This window comes from Streptomyces sp. NPDC090045, assembly GCF_044747975.1.
Taxonomy (GTDB): Bacteria; Actinomycetota; Actinomycetes; order Streptomycetales; family Streptomycetaceae; genus Streptomyces.
Genome location: NZ_JBIVFA010000027.1, coordinates 1 through 24,839, shown reverse-complemented (window position 1 = coordinate 24,839; position 24,839 = coordinate 1). Strand labels below are relative to the sequence as shown.

Here is a 24,839-nt window from a genome sequence, read left to right as displayed (position 1 = left end):
GGTCGGGGACGGTCAGCGCTGGCCGATGTTGATGCGGTCGATGTGGACGCCCGCGCCGCCACGGGAGCCCCACCGGCCGCCCTGCCCGCCGGTCCCGGTGACGTTGACCGTGACGGGCGCCGGGGCGGGCGAGGCCGGGGCCTTCTCCCCGGAGGCGGGGGACAGGGCGCCGGTGAACCGGAGGACGACCCAGCCGACGGCGGCGGTCCCGAGGAACGCGGCCGCGCCGATCGCGAGTTCGGCGGCGGCGGCGAGAGCGGCGGGTCCGGCCATGGCGAGGGCTCCCCCGGTGCAGAGGGTCAGGGCGCAGATGCTCCCGACGACGGTGACGGCCGCCCGCTCGAAGGGGGTCAGGCCGCGGCGGGTGGGCGCGGCCTCGGGGGCCGCGGGGACGATGACGGGCGGCGCGGCCGGTACGTACGCGGCGACCCATGAGCCGTCGTCGAGCTGGACCAGGGCGCGGCGCTCGGCGGCCGGCGCGGGGAGCAGCACCGTGTGCTCGGCGACGTCGTACGGGCGCGGCTGGTGGACGAGGGGCGCGGCCTGGGCCGGGGTGGCGTAGGCCGGGGCGGGTTCGGCGTGCCGGGCGGGGTGCTGGTTCATGACGGGGGTGCTCCTCCACGGGGCGGGTCAGCGGCGGGGCGGCGGTGGTGCCGGCCCCGCCGTGCTGTCCGGGGTTCAGGGGCGGGATCAGGTCCAGGGGGCGGCGGCGTAGCACTCGCGGACGTACGCGCGCAGCTCCTCGTACGGCGCCTCGACATCGGGGGCTGTCAACCCGGCCGGGGTGAGGTGGGGGTGGGCCCTGTCGAGGTCGGCGAGGAGCCGGAACGACTCCTCGGCCTGCGCCCGTGACGCCGCCTCGCCGAACATGCCGCCGACCTCCACCCGGTCCGACTGGACGGCGCGGCGCAGGAGGTAGGCGCGCAGCTCCTCGGGGTCGTTCTGCTCACCGGCGAGGGTCTGCCCCAGGAACCGGGAGGACAGGGTCAGCAGTTCGTGTGCCTCGATGAGGAGGTCGGGCGCGTGCCGGTACAGCACGGCCGGGTCCGGGACGGTCGCGCACCGTGCGAGGGCGGCGAGGCTGGGCTGTGCGGCCTCGAGGCCGGGGGCGGCCTCGTGCCAGCAGAACGGCGCGAGGTCGGCGGCGGCCTTCGTGACGCGGATCGCTGCGCCCGGCGACGTCGGGCCCGACACAGCGCGGCCGCCGTCTACGGAGGCGAGGAGGCGGGCGCCGTGGTGCTCGCACCCGTCGGCGCCGTGCTCCTGGCGGTCGAGGATCAGCACCGCGTCGGCGGGGCCGCCGTCGCATGCTGTGGGGTCCTCGGGGTGGGCGGCGGTGCAGCGGGCGGCGTCGGTCACGGGGTGCTCCTCGTCTGCCGGTTCGGTGCGGGCGGTGGTGGTCATCAGGACTGCCCGCCGAGCTGCTGGCGGTCGATCTCAGCGGCCAGGCCGGCCGCGAGGTCGTCGGCGGCCGCGGCGATCCAGCGGCCGAGTTCGGCGGTGCGGGCGTACTGGGCGAGACGCAGTTGCGCGGGGGCGTCCGGCGTGGCCAGCTCGGGGCCGAGGGCGGCGAGTACCGGGATGACCACGGCGACGTCGAGGGCGGTGGCGTCGCCGGGCAAGGGCAGGGCGGCCCCGTCAGGGAGGCGGTGGAGGTTGTGGCGGTCGTGGTTCACGGGTTGCTCCTGGTGGTCGGGCACGGGCGAGGGCGGGCCCGTGGTGCCGGGCCCGCCCTCGGGGTGGGGTGCTGCTGTGTGCGGTGCGGTCAGTCCTGCGGGCCGCCGGGGAGTGCCCACGTGCCGTGGGTGGAGCCCTTGACGATCCGTCCGTCTGCGGACAGGCGGCTGATCGTGGTCTCGACGGATGCGGCGGAGGGACCTCCGGTGGTGCCGACGCCGACCGCGGCCCGGATGTCCCGGGTGCGCATCGGCCCGGCGCCGAGGGCGTCCACGATCAGGTCGCCGAGGGTCTGCGCCTTGGCCGGTGGGCGCGGCATGCCGACAGGCAGACCCGCGTCCGTGCCGGCGGCATGGTGGGCGTCGAGGGCGTCGACCACGGTCTCCAGCTCGGCGTTCAGGGCCTCGCGGTCGAGGCCGCCGGTGCCCTCCAGCATGTCCTCGGCGTACCTCAGGGCGTGCTCGTACGCGGCGCGGAACACCCGGTCCTCCTCGGGGGTGAGCCCGGGCAGGGGTGCGGACTCCATGAGCCGGATCAGGCCCGGGTACGTCCGCTGTTCCTTGACGGCCCGCCAGACCCGCATCAGGCCGATGGCACCGCCGCTGATGTGCCAGGCCATGCCCGCCGTGACCGGGCCGGTGGGGGTCTCCTCGCCGGCCCACGCGGCCTCGACCTCGGCGCCGTCGCCGCCGCCGAAGTACGGCGGGATCGGCGTCACCTCGACCGTGCTCACCTTCATGGAGGAGGCCATGCGCTGCGTCTGCTCGCTGTCGACGCGGCCGAGCCAGACACTGCCTCGGCGGGCGCCGGCGCGGATCTTGTCGCTGTCGCCGAGGTCGGCGAGGTGAATGGACTGACCGGCGATCCGCAGGCCCATGCCGAGCTTCCGGTACGTGGTCAGGGCTCGGGCGACCATGGCGACGACCCACTTGCGAAAGTCGTCGGTCACCTCAGCGTCCTCGGCGAGCACCTGGTTGATCTCGTCCAAGGAGATGTTCACCAGGGACCAGGGCTCGCCCCGGGTAAAGGAGCCCCAGCCGTTCGCGGCGCTGATGTTCTCGCGGTACCGGGCGACGGCGTCGGCCCCGGCGAGCGTCGCGGCCAGCGCCGCCTTGCCGGCCCCGAAGTGGTACGTACGGCCCTTGGCCTCGGGCAGGCTCATGCCGTCCTGAGCGTCCGCGACGATCGAGACAACCCCGGACAGCCGCTCGGCGGCGAGGATCGTCAGCATGGTGACGGACTTCCCGGAGCCGGGGGCGCCCACGAGGATGTCGGCGAGGCCGCCCAACTCGGGGTCGTACAGCTTCATGCGGGCGGGCCGGCCGTCGTGGCGCAGCCCGAGGGCGAACGTGCCGTCGGCCCGCATGGTCAGGTCCTCGCGCGTCGCCTCCCGGATGTGGATGAGCGGGTGCTCGCGGTAGATCGTGACGACGGCGGTGGACAGGCGGCCGGCCTCGACCATGAGCAGGTCGGGGTCCTCGACGCCGAGCGCCCGGGCGAGGGGCAGGCGCGGGATGGAGATGAGCCTGTCATCGTCGGACTCGACGCGGAACACGGCCTTGCCGTCCTCCAGTCGGTAGTCGGCCAGGTTCATCCCCGGGGCGATGCCGCCGGGCCCGGACACCTTCTCGGTCCACAGGGCGCGTACCGGGTCGGCCTCGCGGGCGGCGTGCTCTTCGGCCCGGGCGGGGTCCACGAGGAGCGCCAGCCGTCCGGGCCCGGATCCCGGGATCGGGTTGAGGAGCACGGCCGCCTCCGGAACGTCGAAGATCGCGGCGACCGCCCGTTCGTCGAGGCGGGAGGACACCGCCTCGCCGGGTGCGGCAAGGATCACCGCGGTGAACGCCGGCTTGTACGGGTCGCCCTGGTGCAGGCCGGTCAACTCGGTGCCCTTCGCGGCGGGCGCCACCGCCCACAGGGCCCGCACCCCGGACAGGTAGTCACCGGCGTCGGTCTCCTCGGCGACGGCGGGCAGGTTCGCCACGGCCCGGCTGATCCCGGCGGCCCGGGTCAGCGGAGCGGCGAGGCCTGCGGCGGTCGCGACGGCGACGGGGGCGGCGATCTCCCACCAGGAGCAGCCCGGTGCGATGAGCGCGGCCGCGTAGGTGCCGGAGAGACCGAGGACCGGCAGGGCGCGGGCGCAGGCGAGGAGGAGGCCGGCGCCTCCGACGCGGGTGCGCCGCCACAGCACGGCGAGGGTGCCGGCCCCGGCGGCGAGCGCGGCGACGTGCAGGCCGGTGACGTCGGTCTGCGGTCCCACCGCGGTGAGGATGCCGCCCGCCCCGTACAGGACGCGCTCGGCGATCGCGAGGCGCCGGACGGCCGCCGGGGCCAGGCCGGTGTGGGTCATCGTCGGGGCGGCGGGCGGGAGCGCGGTGGTGGTCACGGGGGGCCTCCTGGCGTGCTGTGCGGGTCGGGGAAGGGGTGAGGGGCCCGGCCGTGGCGCCGGGCCCCTCACGGGCCGTACGGGGGGGGTGATGTGGGGTCAGCGGATCCGGTAGAACCCGGGCTTCGCCTGGCGGGGGCCGAGGCGGGAGGTCTCGTACACGCCTCCGTACTCGGCCCGGTGCTCGCCGTTCAGGTCGCTGGCGGCCGCGCTCATGTCGGACGCCGTGCGCGCGACGTCGGTCGCGGCCTTCGCGACGTCCCGCAGCGCGGTGGCGCCTTCCCGGACCAGCCCGGTGAAGTGGGGGTCAACCTCGGCCTTCGTGCACAGGTCGGCGAGGAGGTCGGCGTGGTTGGCGTCGCGCTCCATCTGCCTCTTGAGGTTCCACAGCCCCTCGGCGAGGTGCGCGGCGGACGCGGCCAGCTTGGCCACGCGGCCCGCCAGGGCGAGGAACCCGGGGGTCTGACCACCCCGGCCGGCTGGCAGGTGCGGGGTGTACGGAACGAGTTCGCTCATGGTGATCAGTCCTCGTTGTGGGCGCGGGCGGAGGGCATGGACAGGCCGGCGTCGGCGGTCGCCTGCTGGAGCGGGCGGTACCCGTCGCGCATCTCGTCGTGGGCGGTCTCCATCGACTCCGCCGCGTGCAGGGATTTGGTCTGCATGGCGTCCGCCCTCCGGGCGAGCGTGTCCATGAACTCCGACAGGCGGCCCATCGCGGCGCCCGTCCGGCGGCCGATCACGTTGTGGTGCTCGGCGAGGTCGTCGGACAGCTGCGCGAGCGCATCGCGGAGTTTGCGTGCGTTCCCCGCGAGGACGCTGCACTCGTCGTAGGTGGCGAGGCAGCGGCGCACCGACTTCCCGAGGCCGGTCAGGACGTCGTCCAGGGTGACCTCGGTCAGGTGCTGGGCGGAGGCCTGCGGCGGCCGGGTGTAGGCGGGCACCGCCCCGGCGGTGGACCGGGCGGGGGCGGGTGTGCTCATGGGCGGCTCCTTCGTGGCGGTGCTGGCGGTGCCGGCCGCGGGGAGCGAACCGGCGGGCATGCGGGGCGGGCGGGCCGGCCGGGCGAGCCACTCGTACGAGACGGTGACCCGGTCCTGCTCGTCCATGACCTGCTGCGCGGAGTCGGCCGCCGAGCGGCGGGTGCGGCCGCCCCGGGGCGGGGCGGTGTGTCCGTGGCCGTACGTGTTCCACGGGCCGCCCGTGTGCGGGGGCGGTTGGGTCTGTCCGCCCTGGGGGCGGCGCCTCCACGACCGCTTGCGGCTGCCAGGCCTGGTCTGGCCCGGGCCCTGCCCGGGCGGCTGTGGGTGGCCCTGCGGGGCCCCGGGAGGCGTCTGTGGGCCACCGGCCGGCGGGGGCTGTTGCGGTCCGCCCTGCGGCGTCCCCGTCGGGGGTGTCGGGGGTTGCTGCGGCTGCCCGTTCGTCGGCGGGTGGGTCGGCCTCGGCGGGTACGGCGGCCGGGGCGGGTGGGTCGGCTTCGGCGGCACCGTCGGCTGCTGCGGCTGCGGGACCGTGTGGCTGCGGCCCTTCCGCCACCGCCACCGCCGGCGCTTCTTGGGCTGGGGGGTCTGCCCCGTCGAGGACGGGTTGCCGGGGCCGTTGCCTGTCGGCTGCTGCGGTCCCTGCCCCGGCTGCTGTTGGCGCTTGCGGCGGATCATCCGGCGCCGCCGGTTCTTCGGCGTCGCCGGCGTCGGACCAGCCGGCTGCTGGGGCCCGGTACCGGGCTGCTGCTGCCCTCCCTGCCCGGGCTGTTGCGGCTGCTGCCCGGGGCGCTGCTTGCGGGGTCGGCGGGGCGTCTTGCCGTTGCCCGTGCCGGACGGCCCCGCCCCGGTGCCGCTCGGGCCGGCCCCGCCGGAGGGCTGCGCGCCGCCCTTCCCCTTGCCCTTCCCGGGTAGCGTGCCGGCCCCGGGCGACGTCCCGCCGCCGGTGCCTCCGCCCGACGCGCCGCCCCGGTTCTTGCGGTCGCGGATCTTCTGGAGCGGTCCGGTACCGCCGCCCCCGCCGGGTGACTTGCCCCGGCTCGGTGACTGGACGCCCGCCGAGGGCTTCCCGCCACCCGAGCCGGTACCTGCACCCGTCGTCCCCGAGGGTGCGGTGCCGCCCTTTCCGCCGGACGGCTTCCCGTTCCCGCCGGACGTGCTCCCGTTCCCGCCGTTCGGCTTTCCGTTCCCGCCGTTCGGCTTCCCGGCGCCTCCGGTGCCGCCGTTGCCGTTACGGCCACCCTGGGGGCCGGCCTTCCCGCCGCTGCTCCCCGAGCCCGTTCCGGTACCGCTGCGGCCGCCGCCGGACGACGTCCCGCCGCCCGTACCGCCGTTCCTGCGGGAGCCGCCTCCGCCACCGGAGCCGCCGCCCGAGGGGGAGCGGCCGCCACCGCTGGCGGATCCTCCACCGGCTGCTGCCTTCCCGAACTCGGCCGTTGTCGGGACCTTCGTGAGGCGGGCCCGGGCGTCCTCCTCGGCGGCCTTGCGCTTGATCTGTGCTTCCCGCCAGACGGTCTCCTCCGCGGTCCGTTCCAGGCGCCGTTGGTGCCAGTCGTGGACCACCGTGACCGTGCCGCGGAGCGCGGCGAGCGCGATGGCGAGGACCGCCGAGAACGACAGCACCCCGAGGCCGTCGCCGCTGCTGTCGACGCCTTCCGAGCGGGAGGTGGCCGGGACCGGCGGCGCGGGCGGTGGGCCCGGACTGACGGCGGCGAGCGAGGCGGCCGCCGACCGCCGGGGCCGGGACGGCCCGACCACCGGAGACGACGGCGCCCCCGCCGGGGTGGGCGGGGGCGGGGGTGTCGGGGCGGCCGCCGCAGGCGCCGGAGCCGGGGCGGGCGGTGCTGCCGGAGGGGCGGCCGCAGGCGCCACCGGGGGCGCCGCCGGGGGTCCGCTGGGCAGTTCCACCGGGGGTGCCGCAGCGGGCGCGGCAGGCGGCCCCGGCGGCGGTTCGGCGGGCGGCGGGGGAGGTGTTGCCGAGGGTCGGTTCCTGGGCGGCGGCAGACCGGGCGAGGCCGGCCGCCCGGGGAACTGGACCACGGTTCCACCGCCGGGCGGCGGGGTCGGGCCGGACGAATTGCTCATGATCGGCTCCTGTCGAGAGTTGACACAGGGTCACGGAGTGCCTTACGCGCGCGGGCGTCCGCGCGTCCACGCGTCCGTGCATCGCGCGTCCGCATTACGCGCGAGGCCGGGGGCCGGTCCGGGGCGTTGTTGTTGTGGTGGTTGGCCCCGCCCCGGACCGGCCGCCCTGTCACCGTCCGTAGCGCTTGACGAAGTTGGCGAGGGTGGTCGCGAGGTCGTTCCAAGCGGCGTCCGCGTCGTCCGTCCCGGCCCGGTTCCTCTCCCACTCGCGGGCCACGGCGCGGGCCTCGTCTGCCCACGCGAAAGCGATCCCGGCCGGCCCCCGCGCGGCGGCCTTCGCCATGCGCTGCTCCCGGTGCACGGCCTGGTTGTGGGCCCGGCGCTGGGCGGCGGTCATCGTCTCGGTGGTGGTCTCCATGTCCGTCCTTCCTGGGGGTGGGCCGCGCACCGGGACGGCCCGGTGCGCGGCGGTGGGGTGAGGCGGGGTCAGGCGCCGCGGCGGTCCCACAGCTCGGTGATCCCGCGGACCTGCGCACCGTGCTGGGGCGGCTGCTCCGCGAAGGCTGGCGTCGGGGCCGGGGCCGGGGTGGTCGCCGACTTGTGCAGGGCCTTGGCGGCGGCCGCGCCGACCGAGGCGCGCCGATCGGCCCGGCGGGCCGCCTTGGCCTCGCGCTGACCGGGCAGGGCGGTGACGTGGTGGACATGCGCCGCGAAGACTTTCCGCAGGTCGCGGAACCCTTCCGCCTGCATCTGCGCGCCGCGGATCACCCGCTTGAGGGGCTTGGTGGCCCGGCGGGTGCGCAGCGCGGCCGACCAACGGCCGTCACCGGGCACGACCTCGGCGCCCAGGGCGCCCTCCATCGCGGCGAGGAACAGCGCGTACTCGTGGGCGTCTCCGGCGTGCGTGGCCTCGCGGTCGGCGGTGTAGGCGGTCATTGCGGGGACGGTCAGGAGGCGGGTGTACGCCTCCACGGAGGAGTTGGTGCTGGTGTTGGCGGGGGCGGGCGTACGGTCCACGGCGTGCTCCTCGTGCTCGGGGGGAGTGGTCGGGCGGGCTGGTGGTCACGCAGCGGGACCCGGCGGGGTGCCGGGGCCGGCAGGGCGAGCGCCAGAGACGCGCAGCGGGGGCGGTCCGGGATGTCCGGTCCGCCCCCGCTGGGGTCGTGTGCGCTGTACGGTCAGCAGAAGGCCGCCCCCGCTTCCTTCGGGGGCGGCCGTTCCGTGTGCCGGGTCGGATCAGATGCCGTCGGGCCGGTAGCCCTCGGCGATCTTCTCGGCGGCCCACTTGCGGTAGTTCGACGCGGTGGTGGTCGATACGTCGAAGACGGCGGCAACGGTCTCCAGCGGGATGGCGTCGACCTCGCCGCCATGCTCCAGGAGCGCCATGCGGGCCAGGCGCAGGACGTTGCGGTCCTTCTGGTTCAGCCGGGCTTCGTCCTCGACTTCCGCTGCGCGTCCCTCGATTTCCGCGATGCGCAGCCGCGTTTCCGCCGCACGTGCCGCGGCTTCCGCCGCACGCTCCGCGTCCTCCTCGCGCCGTCGGCGGGCCGCCTCCGCAGAGGCCTCCGCGGCGGCTGCCTGGGCGTCGATTTCCGCCGCGCGGCGCCGCGCTTCCGCCGCGCGCTCGGCCGTTCCCGCCGCGCGGTCCTCGATTTCCGCTGCGGCCTCACGGGCTTCCGCCGCGCTCTTCTCGGCCTCCGCGCGGCGGGCGTCAGCCTCGGCGGCCGCGACGGATTCCAGAGCGGTCACCTCGGCCTCGGCGGCCCGCTCCGCGGCCGTCAACTCCGCCCGGGCGGCGATCGCGGCCTGTGTGGTCACCACCTCCACCTCGTGCTCCGCGGCCTTGACCCGGCCATGGGTCCGCAGCCGGGCAATCTTGGCGTCGGCTTCCCGGTCAGCGGCCCGCGTCTCCGCGGCGACCCGCTCGGCCTCCTGCGCCTCCTTCAAGACCGCCTCGCGCTCCGCGGCCTGCCGGGGCAGGTCCAGGGCCTCCTCGATCGTCAGCCCGTACGGCGCCATGGTCAGAGGCAGCCGCAGGTCAGCTGGCGCCTTGCGCCGCCAGCCGCGGCCGTACCGGCGTTCCAGGTGGACGCGGTACACGTGGATCGCCTGCGCCCGCTCCACGGCCTCGAAGTAGTCCGTGTCCCACAGCTTCATGGAGCGCCACAGCATGAACGTGCGGGCGGGGGAGAGGACCCAGCGGGAGGCGGGGACACCGGTCTGCTCCTGGTCGTCCGCGGCGGGGCGCACGGCCCGGTTGATGGCCGTCTTCGCGACTTCCACGATGACGATGAACAGGAAGGCGACCACGGTGTGCGCGAACACGGCCACGTAATCCGTGCCGGTCCAGGCCTCGCCCGGCGCCGGTGCGGCCGAGGCGCCGTTGAGGACGATCGTCGCGCCGGTCAGCAGCCACACGGGGAAGCGGACCCAGCCAATCGGCCGGCGCAGCCACGCCATCACGAGGTCGATGGCGATGAGCACCAGGATCCCGAGGTCCACGCCGAGCGTGAACAACTGCGCTTTGCCGAGCGTCTGGAAGCGCAGCCGCTCGTGCGCGAACGCGGCAACGTGTTCGAAGGAGAGGTACAGGCCGGTTCCGGCGAGGAGCACGGAGGCGAAGACGATCGCCCCAATGGAGATCCGCTGGGGGCGGCTGAGCGTCCCGACGATCTCGCCGAGCCGGGCGGGCGGAAGGATCCCTTCCGGCGCGGCGGGAACGGGATCGTGTGCGACGGGAACGGGGGCGTGCGCGGCGGGAATGGACGGCCGCGCGTCGGGAACGGGGCGTGCGCCGCCGTCAGTGCGTGGCATCGCGGCAATAGCCACGGGGAGACCTCCGGGTGTTGAGCGGGGGGTGTGCGGTGGTGGACAGGGACGGCGGGCCACGTGCCGGGAACGCGTCCTCGCAGAGCGGGAACGCGTCCTCGTGCAGCGGGTACGGGCCGCCGTCGCCCGTGAGTGAGGATCGCTGACGGGTCTACCGGGCGTCGCACAGGGGGAGCGGTTGCACACGCCACACGACCTCGCAGGCCGGCGGAAGTGCCGCGCCGGGAACCGTAGCGGTCCACCCGTCGCGGGGTGCGCCCTCGGCCTCGGCGGCGGCCTCGGCCCCGTCGGCGGTGGTGTGGACGCTGTGGAACCGGCCCCGGTGGAACAGGACATACACGCGGTCCGCGGCCGCGGCATGCCTGCGCGCGGTGCGCAGCAGCGCCCGCAGCGCCACCCGGTCCTCGGCGTCGAGGAGCACCTGGGCTCGGGCCTCCTCTGCCTCGGCGCGGGCGTCGTCCCGCTCGGCGGTCGCCTGCCGCAGGACAGCGCGCATCCCCTCGAACTCCGCGTCGGCGTCGCGCTTCGCCTGGCGGAGCTGTTCCGCCAGGCACTCGGCGGTGCTCTCGGCGCGGATCGCGGAATCGTTGGCGGTCTCGGCCTCGAAGCGGGCCTGCGCGAGTTCGGTGCGGTCGGCGAGTAAGGCGGTCGTACGGACGATGCGGAACACGGCGGGTCTCCTCGGTCAGGTGAACAGGTCGAGTTGGTCGGCGGCGAGGGCAGCCGCGGCGGCCGCCTCGCGGATCCGGCGGCCGGCCCGGTCCGCGTCGGCGGCGTGCACGGCGCAGACGGCCGCCAGGTCCTCGGCGGGCAGGCGCACCGCCTCGACCAGCCGCACGGCCGGGTCGGCCGGGGTCAGCACGGTCGCGAGGTCCCAGCACCCGGCGGCGCGGCACAGTCGGCCGTCCCGCCGGGTGACCGCCCGGAACACGGCGTGCGCCGCGGCCGGGGCGGTCGAGGCCGGGTGAGGGGTCATCACCGGGGGTCCGGGGCGGTGGCGTGCCACCTGTCGAATCCCTCCACGCGGGTGTGGATCCACAGCTGAGGGCCGCCGATGATGCCCTCGGCCCACGTCTTCGCCGCCTCCACGTCCCTGTCGAAGTCGTCCGGGTGGAACTCGTCGTGCGTGGCGTAGTGGTCGCCTTCCAGCTCCCACCCCCACACGTCGACGTCGATGTGGCAGGCCGTCATGGTCCAGCGCACGGACGGTTCCTCCGGGGTGTCGGTCGGGCCGGTCAGGGCGGGCCGAACCGTCGGCCGGCCGCCCGGCGTCCACCGGGGCTTCGTGTCGTCCTGCGGGGGCTTGTCGCCGAGACGGGCGGCGGCGCACGTGGCGGTCAGGCCCACGGCGGTGAGCAGCGCGGCCGTCCCGTCGAGGGGGTCCCCGGCGAGGAACGCCCACCCGGCGATCACGCCGACGAACGCGGCGGTGACGGGGGAGGTGAGCGTGCCGGTGACGGCGTCCTCGGTGCGGGCGGTCGCGGTGTGAATGCCGGTCCGGATGCGGTCCAGGTTCATTGGGTGTCTCCCGGGTGCAGCCGGCCCGGGACCGTCGCGGTGACGGTCCCGGGCCGGGGGTGTCGGGTCAGGGGAGGAGCGGGAGTCGGGTCACTTCCCGGACCGGACGCGGCGCAGCGCCTCGTCCATGTCGGCGTCGGAGTCGGTGGGGGCCAGGGCGAGCGTGGTCTGGTGCATGGCGTTGTCCTCCGGTGATGTCGGTAGAGACGTGCGGGAACAACCCCGTCCGGCGGCGTCGGTAGCGCCTCCGGTGGGGCCGGCTGTTGTGCAGAGGGTCAGGCGGCGAGCGCGACGGCCGGCACTGGCACCGCCAGGGCCCGGTAGGTCACCACCGCGTCCAGGTGCGGGTGCTCGGGCGCCTCGGCGGCGGCCTGGTGCTCGGTGGCGACGTCGGCGGCGAGGGCCCACGGGTCGATGGGGGCGGCGGCCCAGACCTCGGCGGCCACGGCATCGACCTGGTCCCACAGGGGCGCCCGCAGGTCCGTCCCGGACGGGTGCGGGGCACCGGTCCTCATGAACCCGGCGAGCCGGGCCAGGACCGCTGACCGGAACGCCCGCGCCCTGGCCCGCAGGGTGGTCGGGGTTTCGGCGTCCAGGTGGCCACCCAGGACGGTCATCAGGGACCGGCGCCACGCCCCGAACTGCCGGGCGGCGCGGGTCGCCAGACGCTCCAGGCCCGCCAGCACCTGGGGGAGCGCCCGCAGGAAGCGGGTCATCTGCCGCTCCGCACCGGCCACCAGCAGTACGCGGGTCTCCTCGCGTCCCTCGGGGCGGCCGTCGGCCAGCATCCGGCGCGGCGTCGAAACGGCCAGGCCGAACAGAGACGCCACCTCGGCGGCCGCGCCCTTGTGCTCGGCGGCCCGCCAGGCCCGCCGGGCGGGGAACATCAAGCGGGCCTCGGTCCGGCCGCCGACCGTGAACGGGCGCACGGTGACGTACCCGGCGGCGGTCCGCGGCTCCACCGGCGCGGCGGCGTGCTCGGTCTCGTGCAGCTCCTCGGCGGCCGCCGGAACAGGCGGGGCGAGCGGAGCGTCCTGGCAGAGCCTGCAACGGGCCTCCACCGGCGAGATGTCGGCGCACCGCCCGCACCCGCGCAGCTCCAGTTCGAGGGCGGCCGCGCACTCAGCCTCCCGGCGGGCCGCCTCGGCCCGGTCCTTGGCCTCGCTGCGCGCCCGGATCGCCTCAACCTCGGCGCGCCGTACGGCGGCCTGCCGGTCCCACTCCGCGCGCCACTCCCGCGCCGCCTGCTTCCGGCGGGCGTCCTCGAGCCCGCCGGGCAGACACGGCAGGACCCTGCCGCGCGCAGCCGTGGGGGAGAGGGACTGGTTCGCACGGAGCACGCGGCGGGCCCGTGCGGCGAAGTCGGCATCCGTCATCAGCGCGCCGGGCACCAACCGGATCCGGCGGACCGCCTCCACACCGTCGGCGGTGGCCCGCACCCTGCCGTCCGTCGCGGCCGTCAGGAACCCGGCCTCGGTCAGGCCCGCGATCCGGTCGGCGGCGATCCGGCGGCCGCCGGCCGCGCGCCGGTAGGCGCCCGCCTCGGCCACGATCCCCGGGCCGGCGGCGTGCTCCACGACGTCCAGGTGGCGGGCCGTCCAGTGCAGGCTCGGCGCGGTCGTCTCCGCCAGGTACTGCTCACGCCACGCGGCGGCGTCGAACTCCTCGTCGGTATCGTTCATGTCGTGCGCTCCTTCCGGTGATGTCGGTAGGGGATGTGCTGGGACGGCCCCTCCGGGTACAGGCGTCGGTAGCGCCTCCGGTGGGGCCGTCCGCTGTTCAGAGGGTCAGGCGCCGCGGTGCTGCGGGCACCGGCACGGCGGGTACTGCAGCGTGTACATGGGCACCGGCACCTCCTCGGTGCGGACCTCCACGTGCGGGCCGTACGTGCGGCCTCCGTCCCGACTCACGCGCATCGTCATCCGAGGCGGTTCGTCGGCAGCCTTCGCGGCAGGCGGGTTCTGGCGGGCGCAGTCCTTCACAGTGACCTCCTGGTGCATGCGCTGACGTGCGTAGACCCCGGCGGCGTCGGTAGCGCCGTCCGGGGCCGGTGTTGCTGGTGTGCTGCGTGCCCCGTGCCGGAATCGAACCGGCCGAGACCTGCGCGGATTGAACGCGTCAGGACCCGCTCCCTGCGGGGCTCCACCCCGTTCCGCCGGAACGCCGACGGCTGTAGGTGGGGTGTACCTCCCGGGTCGACAAGGCCGGGCCGCTCGCCCCGATCTGTCCCGGGACCCTTCGACTCCCCGCTGCGAGCAGCGGAAATCGCTCGGTAGCCGGTTCGCCGCAGTGCGTGGCTCCCCAACTACCCTTTAAGTAGAGCACTACACTTAAGCAAGGTCAAGCACTACACTTCACGCATCAGCCCTGAGATCAGGAGGACGTGATGGCAGGCAGGAGGAAGGGCCGGGAGGGCGGGTACGAGCAGATCGCCGCCCACTTCCGCGCTCTGATCAGCGGCGAGGAACTGGGGCCCGGGGACCCCCTGCCGTCGATGCGTTCCGTGTGCGAGCAGTTCGGGGCGACGATCACGACGGTGAACCGGGCCTATCGGCTGCTGCAGGAGGAGGGACTGACGACGTCCAAGCCGGGCGTGGGTACGGTCGTCCGAAGCCGGGGCCGCGTCCGGATCCCATTCAGCGTCTATGAGGCAGCCATGTCCCCCGGCGACAAGGGGCCGTGGGAGCGGGCGACCGCCGCACAAGGCCTCGACGGGCGTATGGCGGTCCAGCCGCCGGAGGAGACCACCGCGCCGCCCGACATCGCGCAGGCCCTCGGGGTCGAGCCCGGCACCCCCGTCATCCTCCGGCGCCGCCGCGCCATGATCGGGGATGAGGTGATCCAGATTCAGGAGTCGTGGTACCCGCTCGACATCGCGCGGGCCGCTGGCCTCGACGCCTCCGGGAAGATCGTCGGCGGCATCTTGGCCGCGATGACCGCGGCTGGCCTCCTGCCGAATGAAGCGGATCACCGGGTGACCGCGTGGGTACCGACCGCGGAACAAGCAGCGGAGTTGGCGCTCGGCAGTCGGGTGTCCGTCCTCGTGGTCGAGCGGGTCACCCGTGACGAGCAGGGCCGCGTCCTGGAGATCGCGCGCATCACTGGGGCGGCCGACCGTATGGAACTGGTCTATGAGCGTCTACCGCTGGCCGGGCGGGCCTCGTGAGGCGACCAGCGCGGGGTGAGGCGGCGGAACGGGTGAATCACCGAACGCGCCTGGCCTTCCCCTCACTAGATCAGCCGTACCTGTGGTACGAATGCGCCACACCCAGAGATTGCGTCTAACGGGGAGTTCGACCATGCCGCACCCGAAGTACGCGCCGCACCCGGTGGAGGCGCAGGTCAGGGCCTGCATCGCCGCCTTGCTGAACATGACCGGCGAGACGTACACCAGCCTCGGCGAGCTACTGAAGGTCACGGACGTGATGATCGGGCGGCGCCAGCGCGGTCTGGCGCCCTGGTCGATGGCTGACCTTGGCAGGCTGGCGGATCACTGGGGGATGGCCCCCTGGCATTTGGTAGCCGGCCCCAGCGAGGCCCTGGCGGCGCTGTCCCCTGCCCGGGTGGATGAGTTGCGGGCAGCCCGCGGCCTCCGCCTGTTCAGCGGCGCTCACTGATCCTTCCCCCACCGCGCGGCTAGCTGGACAGCAGTCAGTGCCGGTGGGGGAGACTCCACCCCAGACAAAGAGAAAGTCCGGCCCCCCACTTCTTCGCGGGACGAAGGGGACCGGACTCCAGGAAGACCCGCTTGCGCGGGGCCGTCTGTTTCTGATCGTACGGGTATCGCCGAGCTAGATCTAGGCGACCCGGCCGCGATTGGGTGCAGCGGCGGCGCAAGCGGGTCAGGAAAGGCGCCCCGTATGCACCGTGACCTGCGAGGTCACTACATCGCCACACCCGCTCAGGTGGCGGGGACCACAGTCCCCGCCGCTGTACAAACCGGACCAGCAAAGGGCCGCCGGCGGCACACCGCTTGGCCTCCCCCCCGCCCTGCCGCCGCGCACGCCGGCCTTCTGCTCACCGGGGGTTCCCGGTGAGCGAGGCGCACGCTGCCGAACAGCTCGCCGAGCTGCACGGCCCTGATCACAACCCGTTCTATGGGACGTACGTCCGCGACTGGATCGCCCTGTGCGACGACCTGCGGGACACCGATGTGCGCGGGTACCTGATCCTGCGTTCCCTGGTGTTCGAGGGAAAGGGCGTCAAGAACCGCGTCCGTGTGCTGACCCTCTCCGAGCTGTGTCAGCTCATCCCGGGCCCGAACGGGAAGCCGTCGAGCCTCACGCGGGTCCGTGAGTTGATCCGGCACCTGTCGGCAGCCGGCCTGATCACCACCCCCGAAGGCGGCCCGGTCACCACCTCCTCCGGCGGCAAGGCCCAGGGCCGCCCACTGCGAATCAAGATCCACGACCAGCCCGCGAACAGCTTCAAGCCCCGGTGGCCCAACACCGAGGAGAAGCTCGCTTCCATCCGGCCGAAGGCCGAGCAGGCCGCCATCGAGGCGGCCGAGCGGGACGCCTCCCGGGCGGCCGCCAAGGCTGCTGGTCGGAATTCCGACCAAGGGAACGCTGGTCGGAATTCCGACCACGCTGGTCGGAATTCCGACCACGCTGGTCGGAATTCCGACCACGACTCTGGTGATGACCTGGGGGAACGGGCGCCGCAGTCCTGTTCTTGTGCTTCTCCTTCTTCTACTGCTGCACAACCGGGGGGGTCGGCCGGAGGCCACAGTGCGGGGGGTTTTACGCGTGCGGGTGCACGTGACGGCGCGGCGCCTGAAAGTCCGACCGCTGCGGGCGGCTCCGCCGCCGACTCCTCGGAGTCAGCAGCAACGGCGGAGGGGAAGGAGGCCGGCGCCGCGGCGGCGAAGCCGAAGAAGCGGGCAGCGAAGGGCCCTCTTCAGGTCTCGGAGCTGAAGCCGGTGGCCGGTGAGGATGAGGTGTACGCGATGCTCGATGACCTCGGGGTGCTGACCTCCCCGGCCGCCCGCATCTCCACCTTGCGCCGCGCGGTACGGGAGTTCCTCGGGCACTACGCGGACGCCCGCTCAGGGCCGTACGCGATGTACCCGCGCCGCCCCGAGCACGCCGCACTCCGGCTGAGCATCGGGTGGCACCAGGCCGGGGGCCCTCTCCGTTCAAGCGCCGGCTACAAGGACGGGGATCGGATCGCCCGGCCGGCCGGCTACCTCGCCGCGCTGCTCACCACCCACGAGTGCGACCACCCGAACTGTGAGGCCGGCGTGTTCCTCAACACCGGCGAGGAGTGCAACACCTGCCAGTACCGAGCCGCGAAGCGGATCGCCCAGGCGAAGGCCGCGCAGCTCCTCGCCGAACAGCAGGTTCGCGCTGCGGCCGCGGCGGAGCGGCGGGCCCGGCAGTTGGCGGACGAACGGGAGCAAGCGCACGGGGAGGCCCTGGAGGAGAACGCGCGCCGCGAGGAGGCCGCCGCCCGCCATGCAGCCCGGAAAGCCGCCGCAGCCGCCGAGGCCGAGGAAACCGCCCGCCTCCGCGCCGAACTCACCGAGCAGTTCGCCGCACTGGACGCCGCCGCGGCCCGGCCGGTAGTCCCTGCCCCCCTCCACGCCGCCCACGACCAGGACCCCGCCGACCCCGAGGCCGACGCCTTCCCGGCCGAGGAGGACCCGTTTACTCCCGGCCACTTCGAGAACGAACCCGTTCTTGAGGCCCCCGTGCCGGACGTCGCCGCCGACGTCCAGGAGCAGCAGGCGGCCGCTCCGGCACCGTGGTCGCTGTCGCACCCGAACGCCCTATACGAGGCGGCGAAGGCCGCCCTGGCTTCCTAGGCCCGTTCAAGACCCGCCCGGTGCCCGTTCAGGCGCCGGGCGGGCATAGGGCCTGTGACCACCCGTACGTACGTGCCCGCCCGCTGCCCCGGCTTCCCTCGGGGTGCCGGGGCAGCACTGGCCCCGCTTGACCCCGTGCACGGCCGCAGATGGCCCGCACGGCGGCGAACCCCACCGGCCAGGCCTTCCCGACCGCGTGATCGTTCGTCAGCCCCGCACGCGGGCACCTGCGGCCTCGAGGGTTCCTCCGTCCAGACGGCCAGCGACAAGGCGGCCCGAGCGCGGCGGTACGTCGACCGCCGCGCGGATCTCACCGAACCAGGAGCACGGCAAGTTTCTGCACCACCGTGGAGCCTCTGGTTCACGAGCGGTAGTGACTGGGCCAGTGCGGTACCGGCATCGGAGGGATGGCCCCGCCAGCCTCATCGCCAGCGGTGGTGATGTCTGGTCTGCTGCGGTCGGCAGTGTGTCTCCCTTTGGAGGGTGTTATGGCAGATTTTCCTGGTGTTTCGACCTCGTCCATCACAACGGATTCCTGGGAGCCGTTCATCGAGGAGGGCCGGGAGATGGGGCAGGTCCATTTCCTGGTGCAGAAGGAAGGCGGCCTGATGGCGGGGCTGTGGAGGACCGACCCCGAGATCGGCGCAGAAATCCCCTACAACGTCACGGGTTCCGACACCTTCCACGTCCTCCAGGGTGAAGCGGAGCTGGAGACCCCCGACGGCAAGAAGATCAACCTCATCGCCGGAGGCATCTACTCCTTCCCGGACGGATTCAGCGCGACCTGGCGCACCCGCTCGCCCTTCGTGAAGTTCTTCGTCATCGCCTAACCACGGGCCGTGGCAACGGCCGGCGCTATCGGCGCCGACCGAACCGCCACCACAACCAGACGGCCGAACACTCCGGCCGAGAGCACCATTCCGGAAGAGAGCGCGCGGCCGCCGTCGCCAACGAACAACGGGCGACCGCTTGCGCCTCGCGCCGGAAGACCGAAGGGATCCCGTAGTGAGCAAGGCAGAGTCTCGTCCGGATGTGGTGATCATCGGTGGCGGGTTCGCCGGTGTGACGGCGGCGCGTGAGCTGACGATGCGCGGACGCCGCGCGGTGCTGGTCGAATCGCGTGACCGGCTGGGCGGGCGGACCTACACGAAGGACCACGACGGGCACGCCATGGAGTTCGGCGGCACGTGGGTGCATCCCCTGCAGCCGAACGTGTGGGCGGAGATCCAGCGCTACGGCGTCGAAACCGAGCCGCTGCCGGTCGTGGAAGGGCTGCGGCAGGCGGTCGTGTCCGGCGGACGTGTCGTGGACCTCTCCGACGACGACGTCGCACGTGCCATGGAGTTGCTCAACCAGTTCTGCTCGCCGGGCGCGGAACTGTTCCCGGAGCCCTACACAGAGGCGTGGGGCCCGGACCCGGAAGGTATCGGCGACCGGTCGTTCCGCGAGCAGCTGGAGACGGTGAAGGCCGACCCGGTGCTGTACGACTGGCTGGAGTCGATGTGCTGCGCGGTCGCGCTCGGCCCCCTCGACAAGTCCGCCGTCACCGAATACCTGCGCACCTACGCCCTGTCGGGGTGGAGCGCCGAGCAGGCATCTGCCGCCTTGACGGCGACGAAGCTGGTGAAGGGGACGCGCGAGCTGATCGACGGCATCGCCGGGCACGCCACGCTCACCGACTTCCGCCTCAACTCGCACGTCACGCGCGTCGTCCAGAGCGACAGCGAAGTCCGCGTCGAGCTCGCGGGCGGTGACACGATCACCGCGCCCACGGCCGTGATCGCGCTGCCCATGAACGTCCTGAACAGCGTGGAGTTCGAGCCCCGCCTGTCCGACATCAAGCGGAGGGCCGCCGAGGAGCGGCACGCCGGCGCGGGCCGCAAGAGCATCGTCAAGGTCAAGGGGGACATCGGGAACGTGAGCGTGCTCGCTCCCGAGGCCTACGCGGTCAACTGGGTGGTCACCTACGCGAAGGGGGGCCCGGAAGGCACCTGGGTGGTCGCGTTCTCCAGCAACCCGGACCGCCTGCCCATGTCCGCCTTCGACGACACCGCCGGCATGCAGGAAGCCCTGCAGCCCCTGCTGCCCGGCGTCGAGGTCGAATCCATCGTCGGATGGGACTGGTCCAACGACCCGCTCTCGCTGGGCACCTGGTGCATCTACCGGCCCGGACAGCTCGCAAGCATCCTGCCCGACCTGCGCACCGCCGAGGGTCGGCTGTTCTTCGCGGGCGCCGACTCCGCGATCGGATGGCGCTCCTTCATCGACGGGGCGATCCAGAGCGGCTACCACACCGCCCGTCACATCGACGACTACCTGAACACCGGCAGTCGGTAGGCAAGACCGCCGCTGGACCCTGACCCTGTCGGACCTGGGCCGCACCGCCCAGGTCCGAGAGTGCGATTCAGGGGACGGGCGGCGTGCTGCCGCTCCCGCCGGGAACCCGCCGGGGCGCACGGCGCCGCCAACCGGGTCCGGGGTGATCAGCGTTCGATCATGAGAGCGGCATGTACGGCCGCATCGTCCCGAGGAGTGGGTGATGACCGCTTCCGGCTCCGGCCACGAAACCGCCTCGAGCAGCGGGTGGGACGTCCGCCTGTACTGGCGGTGGATCGGCTACAACACGGTCGCGTTCATCACGGTTCTGACCGTCGGGTTCCTGCTGATCCTGCTGGGCAACGACGTGCTCCACATGAACCTGGCCAGCCACAACGTGATCCTCGCGCTCCTGATCGCGACTCTGGGGGCCGCGCTGTTCGGCGGCGTCCTGGGAGCGCTGCAGTGGCTGATCGTCAAGGAGCGGGTCCCGATCCCGCGCAAGGTGTGGATCACTTCCAACGTCGGTCCGGCACTGCTCGCATGGCTGCTGGTGATCATGCCAGCCGTGATCAGCGCGCAGGATTCCCACGAGACGGTCTCGACGGCCTACCTGCTGGCCGCCAGCCAGAGCCTGGCCCTGGGCCCCCTGCTCGGGCTGTCGCAGTCACTGGTCCTGCGCAAGGTCACCACGCGCTGGAAGTGGTGGATCGGAGCGAACCTCGCCTCCTGGCTCATCGTCGACGCCGTCATCTACCTGCTCTCCCGATGGGCGGACGACCTCAACGTCCTCACCGGTGACGGATCCCTGATCGAGGTCTACCTGACCCTGATCGCCACCACACCCCTGACCGGCAGGGCCCTGCTGTGGGTACTGGCCCCCACGGCCCTGACCCCGGCCCGTTGACGCCGGATCATGAGCAAGAGGGCCGGCCACCCCCTTCGCGGGCGGCCCTCGCGCCTGCTGAGCCTGGCCTACGGGGCGGGGGCGAACCCCACCTCCGTGCCGCCACAGCCGGCCGGGATGTCCGCGGGCCGATCAGCTTCGGCCTAGTCACCATCCCGTTTCATAGGTGTGAAACACCGCGCCGCACGGCGGCTCATCTGCGGCGATCATGTTTCATGAGTTGTTGCAAACGGCTGGACCCCTGAAACACCCCCTCAGCGATGCGTGGGGCCTTCACCGAGGGTGCGGCGGCCGGGTCCGGCCTTGGGCTCGGGGGCGGACTCTGCCGGGGGAGCCGGCTCGGTGCCCTCGGCGGCGAGGCGGGCCCTGCGGGATCCGGCGGAGGTAGCGGAGGCGCGGGGGCCTGTGCCCAGGGCGCGTCGAGTGTTCACCAGGACAGTGTCCTGCGCAGGGCTCAAGGGCAGGTGGCCGGGGCCGCCTCGCGCGCGGCCGAGCGCGGGGACATCTGCGCGGAGGTCTGCCTGTCGGCCGGCCCGCCGACTCATCGAACGAACTCCTCGGCCGTGCACAGGTGGGGTTGCGCGGCTAACCCCCGCGTTCCGCACTGTGCTGTCTGCCCCTCACCGGAGTGCGCGGACTGCAACTCCCGGAGAGGTGGGCAGCGCCATGTCCGTGGACCATCTGCGGACGCCTATCGGGAGGGAACCTCATGTCCACCGCTACCGACCCGCAGCCCCAGACCCCGCCGCAGCAGCCGCAGCAGCCGGCCACGGACCCGCTCCTGACGCTGTGCCTGGTCATCGTTGGAGCCCTGGTCCTCGCAACGGCCGGCTACATGTGTGTCGCCCACCCGTCGCTCACCGGGCCGATCGCGACGGTGGCGACGGTGGCCGGGGCACTGGCCACGGTGGTCGGCGTCGCGGTCGTCGTCCGCCGGCGCTGACCCGCGGCCCTACAACGGGCCCCCTCGTGAACGACAAACGCCCCGCCCGGATCACCGGGCGGGGCGTACGAGTGTGCAGGTCAGGGCCTACTCCTCGGCGTCGAGGATGTCGAGTGCGCGCGGGACGCCGTCCCCGCTGCTCCAACTGGGGTGCGGGAAGGCGGGAGGGGCTTCCTCCGTCCACGCGCCGGCGCCGGGTACGGCTGCGGGGTCCTCGCCGGCGGCGAGGGCGTCGAGCTGGGCGGTGATGGTGTCGAGGTTGAGGAGGCCGGCGGTGTAGGCCTCGAGGAACAGGCCGACGGCGTGGGAGATCGAGACCTCGTCCTGACCGGCGCGTTTCTTGCCCGCGTCCCACACGGTGCCGGCCACGTTCACCGTGCGGACGACCTTCTCGTCGGTGAGTTTCCGTTCGGTGGGCCGGCCGGTCCCGGCGGGGTAGACCTTGGGGACCTGGCGGGGTGCGGTGGCCATGCGGGCGCTGCCTCTCGTCTCGGGCGCGGACCGTATCAGGCCCGCGCCCCCACCCTACCCCTTAACTTATATAACTTCTCGGTTTTGACGTCCTTCGGAAATGCGGAGCGAGGTCGGGTGGCCAGGGACGGCGCCAGGGCGGCGACGCCCCCACCCCTGCCGAGGCACCCGACGCAACCGAACACGGGGCGAACGCACTTCTATAACTTCTCGGTTTTTTAGGGACTGGCCACAGAAGCGGGGGCGTGGCCAAGGCCTCGGCCTCGGCGGCGGCGTGCTCGCACGCGTCCGCCAGGAGGGCGGCGCGGTGGGCGAGTTCCGCCGCGCGGCGGGCGGGGAGGGCCGCGCCGGCCTCGGCGGCGTCGCTCGCCTCCCACCCGATGCGCATCCACAGCTCCTGAGCCACTGCGCCGCGGCGCAGGGCGGTCCGGGCGAGGTCCCGCATCCGGGGGAGGACCGGCGCGGCCCACCCGGGGGTGGTGGTCTCGGGGGTGCCGGTCCACCGGACGGCCGGCCCCTCAAGCGAGGCTCGCGCGGCCTGAACGGCCCGTCCGGCGCGCACGGCACGCAACGCGTGTCCGTCCGCTACGTCCTTCCACTCGGCGACGGTCCGACCGTGGTGACGGTCCGCAACCGACACGGGCGCGATGCCGACCGAGTACCGGGCCGCGGGTACCGGGTCGGGACGGTGGGCGGCGGCCGCGGCGCGCTCGGCCCGGACGCGGTGACGAGTCTCGGCCGCGCGCTGGTCCGCGCACCGTACGAGGTGGGCGGCCGCGGAATCCCGGTCCGCATGCTCGGTGGGCCGAGCATCCCGTCCGGGCGTGATCGCGTACCAGTGGCGCCCCGACTCGCGGACGCGTCCGGCCACGTGTCCGTCGACGTGCACCACGCGCCCGCCGAGTTCACCGGTGGGCAGACCGAAGCTGTACCGGTCACTCGCCCCGGACGTCGTGGCCACGGCGGCCGGAGCGTCCAGCACGGACTCCTCCTCCTCCTCCGCGCGCACCGCCTCCTCCGCGGCGTGGTCCGCGGCCGCGGCCGCAACCATGGCGTGCGCGGTGTGCAGCCGCTCCAACGCCTCGCGCATCGCGGTCTCTCCGCCGTAGCGCTGCGCGGAGACGTGCAGGGCCTGCGCGGTCGCCAGCTGGCCGCGCGCGGCCTCCAGCCGCACCTCGGCCTGCTGCACCCGGTCAACCGGCCCCGTGATGGCCCACGCGTGGACGGGGTCCGCGGCGTGGCCGGTGGTGTGCAGCCACGCGACGTACGCCGCGGAGAAGTCGTCACCCGTCCAGTTCTTCTCCGCCCACCCCTCGAACGCGTGCGAGATCGTACGGCCCTCCTCCTCGCGCGCCTCCGCCCACTCCTCGGCACCGCGCAGCACCCGGTGCTGACGGTTGTCCTCGATGCAGTCTGCGGCGTACTGCCGCTCCTCGGCATCCATGGCGAGCACGGGCAGTGCGCTGACGGGGACTCCGGCGCGCTGCGCGGCGTGTTCGGCGCACATGAGCCGGCCGTCCCGACGGGTGCCCACCAGGTACAGGCGGACCCCGTACGCGTCACAGAAGCCGTTGAAGCCGTCCGCCACCGGGACGCAGCAGTCGCCGACGTCGACAGGTTCCGGCATCCCCGGGATGACCGCCGTACGGACCGCGGCGGGGATCACGTCCGCCAGCGTGAGCTCCACCTGACCCTCGACGGGCTCCACCCGGAGGCTGTACTGGCCACCCGTACCGCCGTCCTCGCCCCACCCCGCAAGCTCGTAGTTCCGGGTCACCTCCGAGCCCCACCCACACCGCACATCGAACGTGGCCGGGCAGTAGGCGTGTTCGATGCACACCCGCGGGTTGTCGACCTCCTCAGGGTCCTCGCACCCGCACTCGCCGTACTCGAACGGGTCCGTCACCTCCGACTCCGCCACCAGCGTCGTCACGGCCTTGAGCTGCATGTCTTCCAGCTGCACGCCGTCCCGCACGCCCCGGGACTCCTTGGCCACGTACCGGAATCCCTTGGGACCGCGCTCCCAGTACAGGAGCAGGGACACCTCCCCTGCGGTGGTGTACGCCTCCAGCCCCACGACCCACGCGTCCGCGGTCCGGCCCTTCGAGCCGGCCGCGCCGAACACGGCGGAGGCCTGCCAGTCGTTCTCCTCGGCCGTGCGGATCAGCCGCTCGGCACTGCTGGGGATGACCGCCGCCGTACCGGACGTCAGAGCAGACATTCGAACCTCCAAGGGATCGGACCGGGCGGCCTGTTCGGCCGGCCCGTTGAGAACAACCCTAGCTGAAGTTATATAACTTCGAGGGGTTCGCAGCCCCCAATTCACCCGTTTGAGCTTTTGGTATGTGGGCGGTTTTGGCGGGGGGTTGTGGGGTTGTGTTTTTGGTATTCGGTCAGGGGGTGTTTCGGTTTTGGTATTTGACGTTGGGTCGGTTTGTGTGGGTCGGGAATTGGTGGTTTCCCTTTTGTTTGCGATCTTTCTGGTGTAGACCACTCGCTGATGTCGGTCCGGGGTCGTTGTTACGTTCTGTAGCGTGTCGGGAGAGGGGCCGGCGGGGTGGACACTCCGCTGGCCCGTGTGCATACTGCTACTGAGAGGGAGCGCGCAGCGCGACCGACACGACCTCGGCCCCGCAGGGGCCACACCCCGATATCCGGCCCTGAGACACCGTTACAGACAACCTGACGCCCCATCAAAACCCCTTCTGACCTGCTACAATTAAGCCGAAGAACCCGCGGTAGACCCTCCCTCCGTTGCCAGCCAGCCACCGCGGACCCGCAGTCCCCGAACAACCGGGACCACTCCGCCGTCACCGCAGGTGACGGCCCATCGGGCCACACTCCGCCCGGCGTCGCGCAGCGACGCAGCCCCCTTGGGAGTGACGCAGTCACTCCGCGTCGTGTCTCCGCAGGAGACCGCGCGC

Annotated in this window: 23 protein-coding genes; 7 read left to right on the top strand and 16 right to left on the bottom strand. The window is 73.4% G+C overall.

The window, feature by feature from the left end:
* Positions 1 to 12 precede the first annotated feature (12 nt).
* The 13 genes from ACIPYQ_RS39700 to ACIPYQ_RS39640 form a co-directional block, all read right to left on the bottom strand.
* A complete protein-coding gene (locus ACIPYQ_RS39700) occupies positions 13 to 603 on the bottom strand; it encodes a hypothetical protein (protein WP_401259404.1) in 591 nt (196 codons plus the stop codon).
* Between the two features lie 87 nt (positions 604 to 690).
* Positions 691 to 1,404: a hypothetical protein gene (locus tag ACIPYQ_RS39695; RefSeq protein WP_401259403.1), complete on the bottom strand. Its 714-nt coding sequence runs from the start codon at positions 1,402 to 1,404 to the stop codon at positions 691 to 693.
* Positions 1,404 to 1,676, bottom strand: coding sequence for a hypothetical protein (locus tag ACIPYQ_RS39690; RefSeq protein WP_401259401.1), 273 nt, complete (start codon positions 1,674 to 1,676; stop codon positions 1,404 to 1,406). Before ACIPYQ_RS39690 ends, ACIPYQ_RS39695 begins: the two co-directional genes overlap by 1 nt.
* 89 nt (positions 1,677 to 1,765) lie before the next feature.
* The gene (locus ACIPYQ_RS39685) at positions 1,766 to 4,063 is read right to left on the bottom strand and encodes a hypothetical protein (RefSeq protein WP_401259399.1); all 2,298 of its coding nucleotides are present in this window, start codon (positions 4,061 to 4,063) and stop codon (positions 1,766 to 1,768) included.
* Positions 4,064 to 4,162: 99 nt separating this feature from the next.
* A complete protein-coding gene (locus ACIPYQ_RS39680) occupies positions 4,163 to 4,579 on the bottom strand; it encodes a conjugal transfer protein TraB (protein ID WP_401259397.1) in 417 nt (138 codons plus the stop codon).
* Between the two features lie 5 nt (positions 4,580 to 4,584).
* Positions 4,585 to 6,798, bottom strand: coding sequence for a hypothetical protein (locus tag ACIPYQ_RS39675; protein ID WP_401259396.1), 2,214 nt, complete (start codon positions 6,796 to 6,798; stop codon positions 4,585 to 4,587).
* Positions 6,799 to 7,294: 496 nt separating this feature from the next.
* Positions 7,295 to 7,543, bottom strand: coding sequence for a hypothetical protein (locus tag ACIPYQ_RS39670; protein WP_401259395.1), 249 nt, complete (start codon positions 7,541 to 7,543; stop codon positions 7,295 to 7,297).
* 68 nt (positions 7,544 to 7,611) lie between these two features.
* Positions 7,612 to 8,142, bottom strand: a complete 531-nt coding sequence (locus ACIPYQ_RS39665) for a hypothetical protein (RefSeq protein ID WP_401259393.1) — start codon at positions 8,140 to 8,142, stop codon at positions 7,612 to 7,614.
* Between the two features lie 219 nt (positions 8,143 to 8,361).
* Complete coding sequence (locus ACIPYQ_RS39660; protein WP_401259392.1) at positions 8,362 to 9,939, bottom strand: DUF2637 domain-containing protein; 1,578 nt, start codon at positions 9,937 to 9,939, stop codon at positions 8,362 to 8,364.
* Positions 9,940 to 10,105: 166 nt separating this feature from the next.
* Complete coding sequence (locus ACIPYQ_RS39655) at positions 10,106 to 10,624, bottom strand: hypothetical protein (protein ID WP_401259390.1); 519 nt, start codon at positions 10,622 to 10,624, stop codon at positions 10,106 to 10,108.
* 15 nt (positions 10,625 to 10,639) lie between these two features.
* The gene (locus ACIPYQ_RS39650) at positions 10,640 to 10,930 is read right to left on the bottom strand and encodes a hypothetical protein (RefSeq protein WP_401259389.1); all 291 of its coding nucleotides are present in this window, start codon (positions 10,928 to 10,930) and stop codon (positions 10,640 to 10,642) included.
* On the bottom strand, positions 10,930 to 11,472 hold the full coding sequence (locus ACIPYQ_RS39645; protein WP_401259387.1) for a hypothetical protein: 543 nt from the start codon (positions 11,470 to 11,472) through the stop codon (positions 10,930 to 10,932). Before ACIPYQ_RS39645 ends, ACIPYQ_RS39650 begins: the two co-directional genes overlap by 1 nt.
* A 275-nt stretch (positions 11,473 to 11,747) precedes the next feature.
* Entirely contained in the window at positions 11,748 to 13,154 is a 1,407-nt protein-coding gene (locus ACIPYQ_RS39640; protein WP_401259385.1) for a hypothetical protein, read from the bottom strand.
* A 704-nt stretch (positions 13,155 to 13,858) separates the two neighbouring features.
* Here ACIPYQ_RS39640 and ACIPYQ_RS39635 point away from each other — a divergent pair.
* From ACIPYQ_RS39635 to ACIPYQ_RS39610, 6 genes are all read left to right on the top strand, one after another.
* Entirely contained in the window at positions 13,859 to 14,638 is a 780-nt protein-coding gene (locus ACIPYQ_RS39635) for a GntR family transcriptional regulator (RefSeq protein WP_401259383.1), read from the top strand.
* Between the two features lie 133 nt (positions 14,639 to 14,771).
* Positions 14,772 to 15,089, top strand: coding sequence for an XRE family transcriptional regulator (locus ACIPYQ_RS39630; RefSeq protein WP_401259381.1), 318 nt, complete (start codon positions 14,772 to 14,774; stop codon positions 15,087 to 15,089).
* A 416-nt stretch (positions 15,090 to 15,505) separates the two neighbouring features.
* Entirely contained in the window at positions 15,506 to 17,278 is a 1,773-nt protein-coding gene (locus tag ACIPYQ_RS39625) for a hypothetical protein (RefSeq protein ID WP_401259379.1), read from the top strand.
* Positions 17,279 to 17,844: 566 nt separating this feature from the next.
* The gene (locus ACIPYQ_RS39620) at positions 17,845 to 18,108 is read left to right on the top strand and encodes a cupin domain-containing protein (RefSeq protein ID WP_401259378.1); all 264 of its coding nucleotides are present in this window, start codon (positions 17,845 to 17,847) and stop codon (positions 18,106 to 18,108) included.
* Between the two features lie 175 nt (positions 18,109 to 18,283).
* Positions 18,284 to 19,615 carry a flavin monoamine oxidase family protein gene (locus ACIPYQ_RS39615; protein WP_401259376.1) on the top strand — a complete coding sequence of 444 codons (1,332 nt, stop codon included), beginning with the start codon at positions 18,284 to 18,286 and terminating at the stop codon, positions 19,613 to 19,615.
* Between the two features lie 202 nt (positions 19,616 to 19,817).
* A complete protein-coding gene (locus ACIPYQ_RS39610; RefSeq protein ID WP_401259375.1) occupies positions 19,818 to 20,501 on the top strand; it encodes a hypothetical protein in 684 nt (227 codons plus the stop codon).
* Between the two features lie 254 nt (positions 20,502 to 20,755).
* On the opposite strand, the gene ACIPYQ_RS39605 is transcribed toward ACIPYQ_RS39610, so the two are convergent.
* A complete protein-coding gene (locus ACIPYQ_RS39605) occupies positions 20,756 to 20,932 on the bottom strand; it encodes a hypothetical protein (RefSeq protein WP_401259373.1) in 177 nt (58 codons plus the stop codon).
* Positions 20,933 to 21,210: 278 nt separating this feature from the next.
* Between ACIPYQ_RS39605 and ACIPYQ_RS39600 the strand changes: the two genes are divergently transcribed.
* Positions 21,211 to 21,444 carry a hypothetical protein gene (locus ACIPYQ_RS39600; RefSeq protein ID WP_401259371.1) on the top strand — a complete coding sequence of 78 codons (234 nt, stop codon included), beginning with the start codon at positions 21,211 to 21,213 and terminating at the stop codon, positions 21,442 to 21,444.
* A gap of 87 nt (positions 21,445 to 21,531) precedes the next feature.
* Here the strand turns inward: ACIPYQ_RS39600 and ACIPYQ_RS39595 are convergent, their stop codons facing one another.
* Complete coding sequence (locus ACIPYQ_RS39595) at positions 21,532 to 21,915, bottom strand: hypothetical protein (protein ID WP_401259369.1); 384 nt, start codon at positions 21,913 to 21,915, stop codon at positions 21,532 to 21,534.
* A 61-nt stretch (positions 21,916 to 21,976) separates the two neighbouring features.
* Positions 21,977 to 24,136, bottom strand: a complete 2,160-nt coding sequence (locus ACIPYQ_RS39590; RefSeq protein ID WP_401259367.1) for a hypothetical protein — start codon at positions 24,134 to 24,136, stop codon at positions 21,977 to 21,979.
* Positions 24,137 to 24,839: the final 703 nt, after the last annotated feature.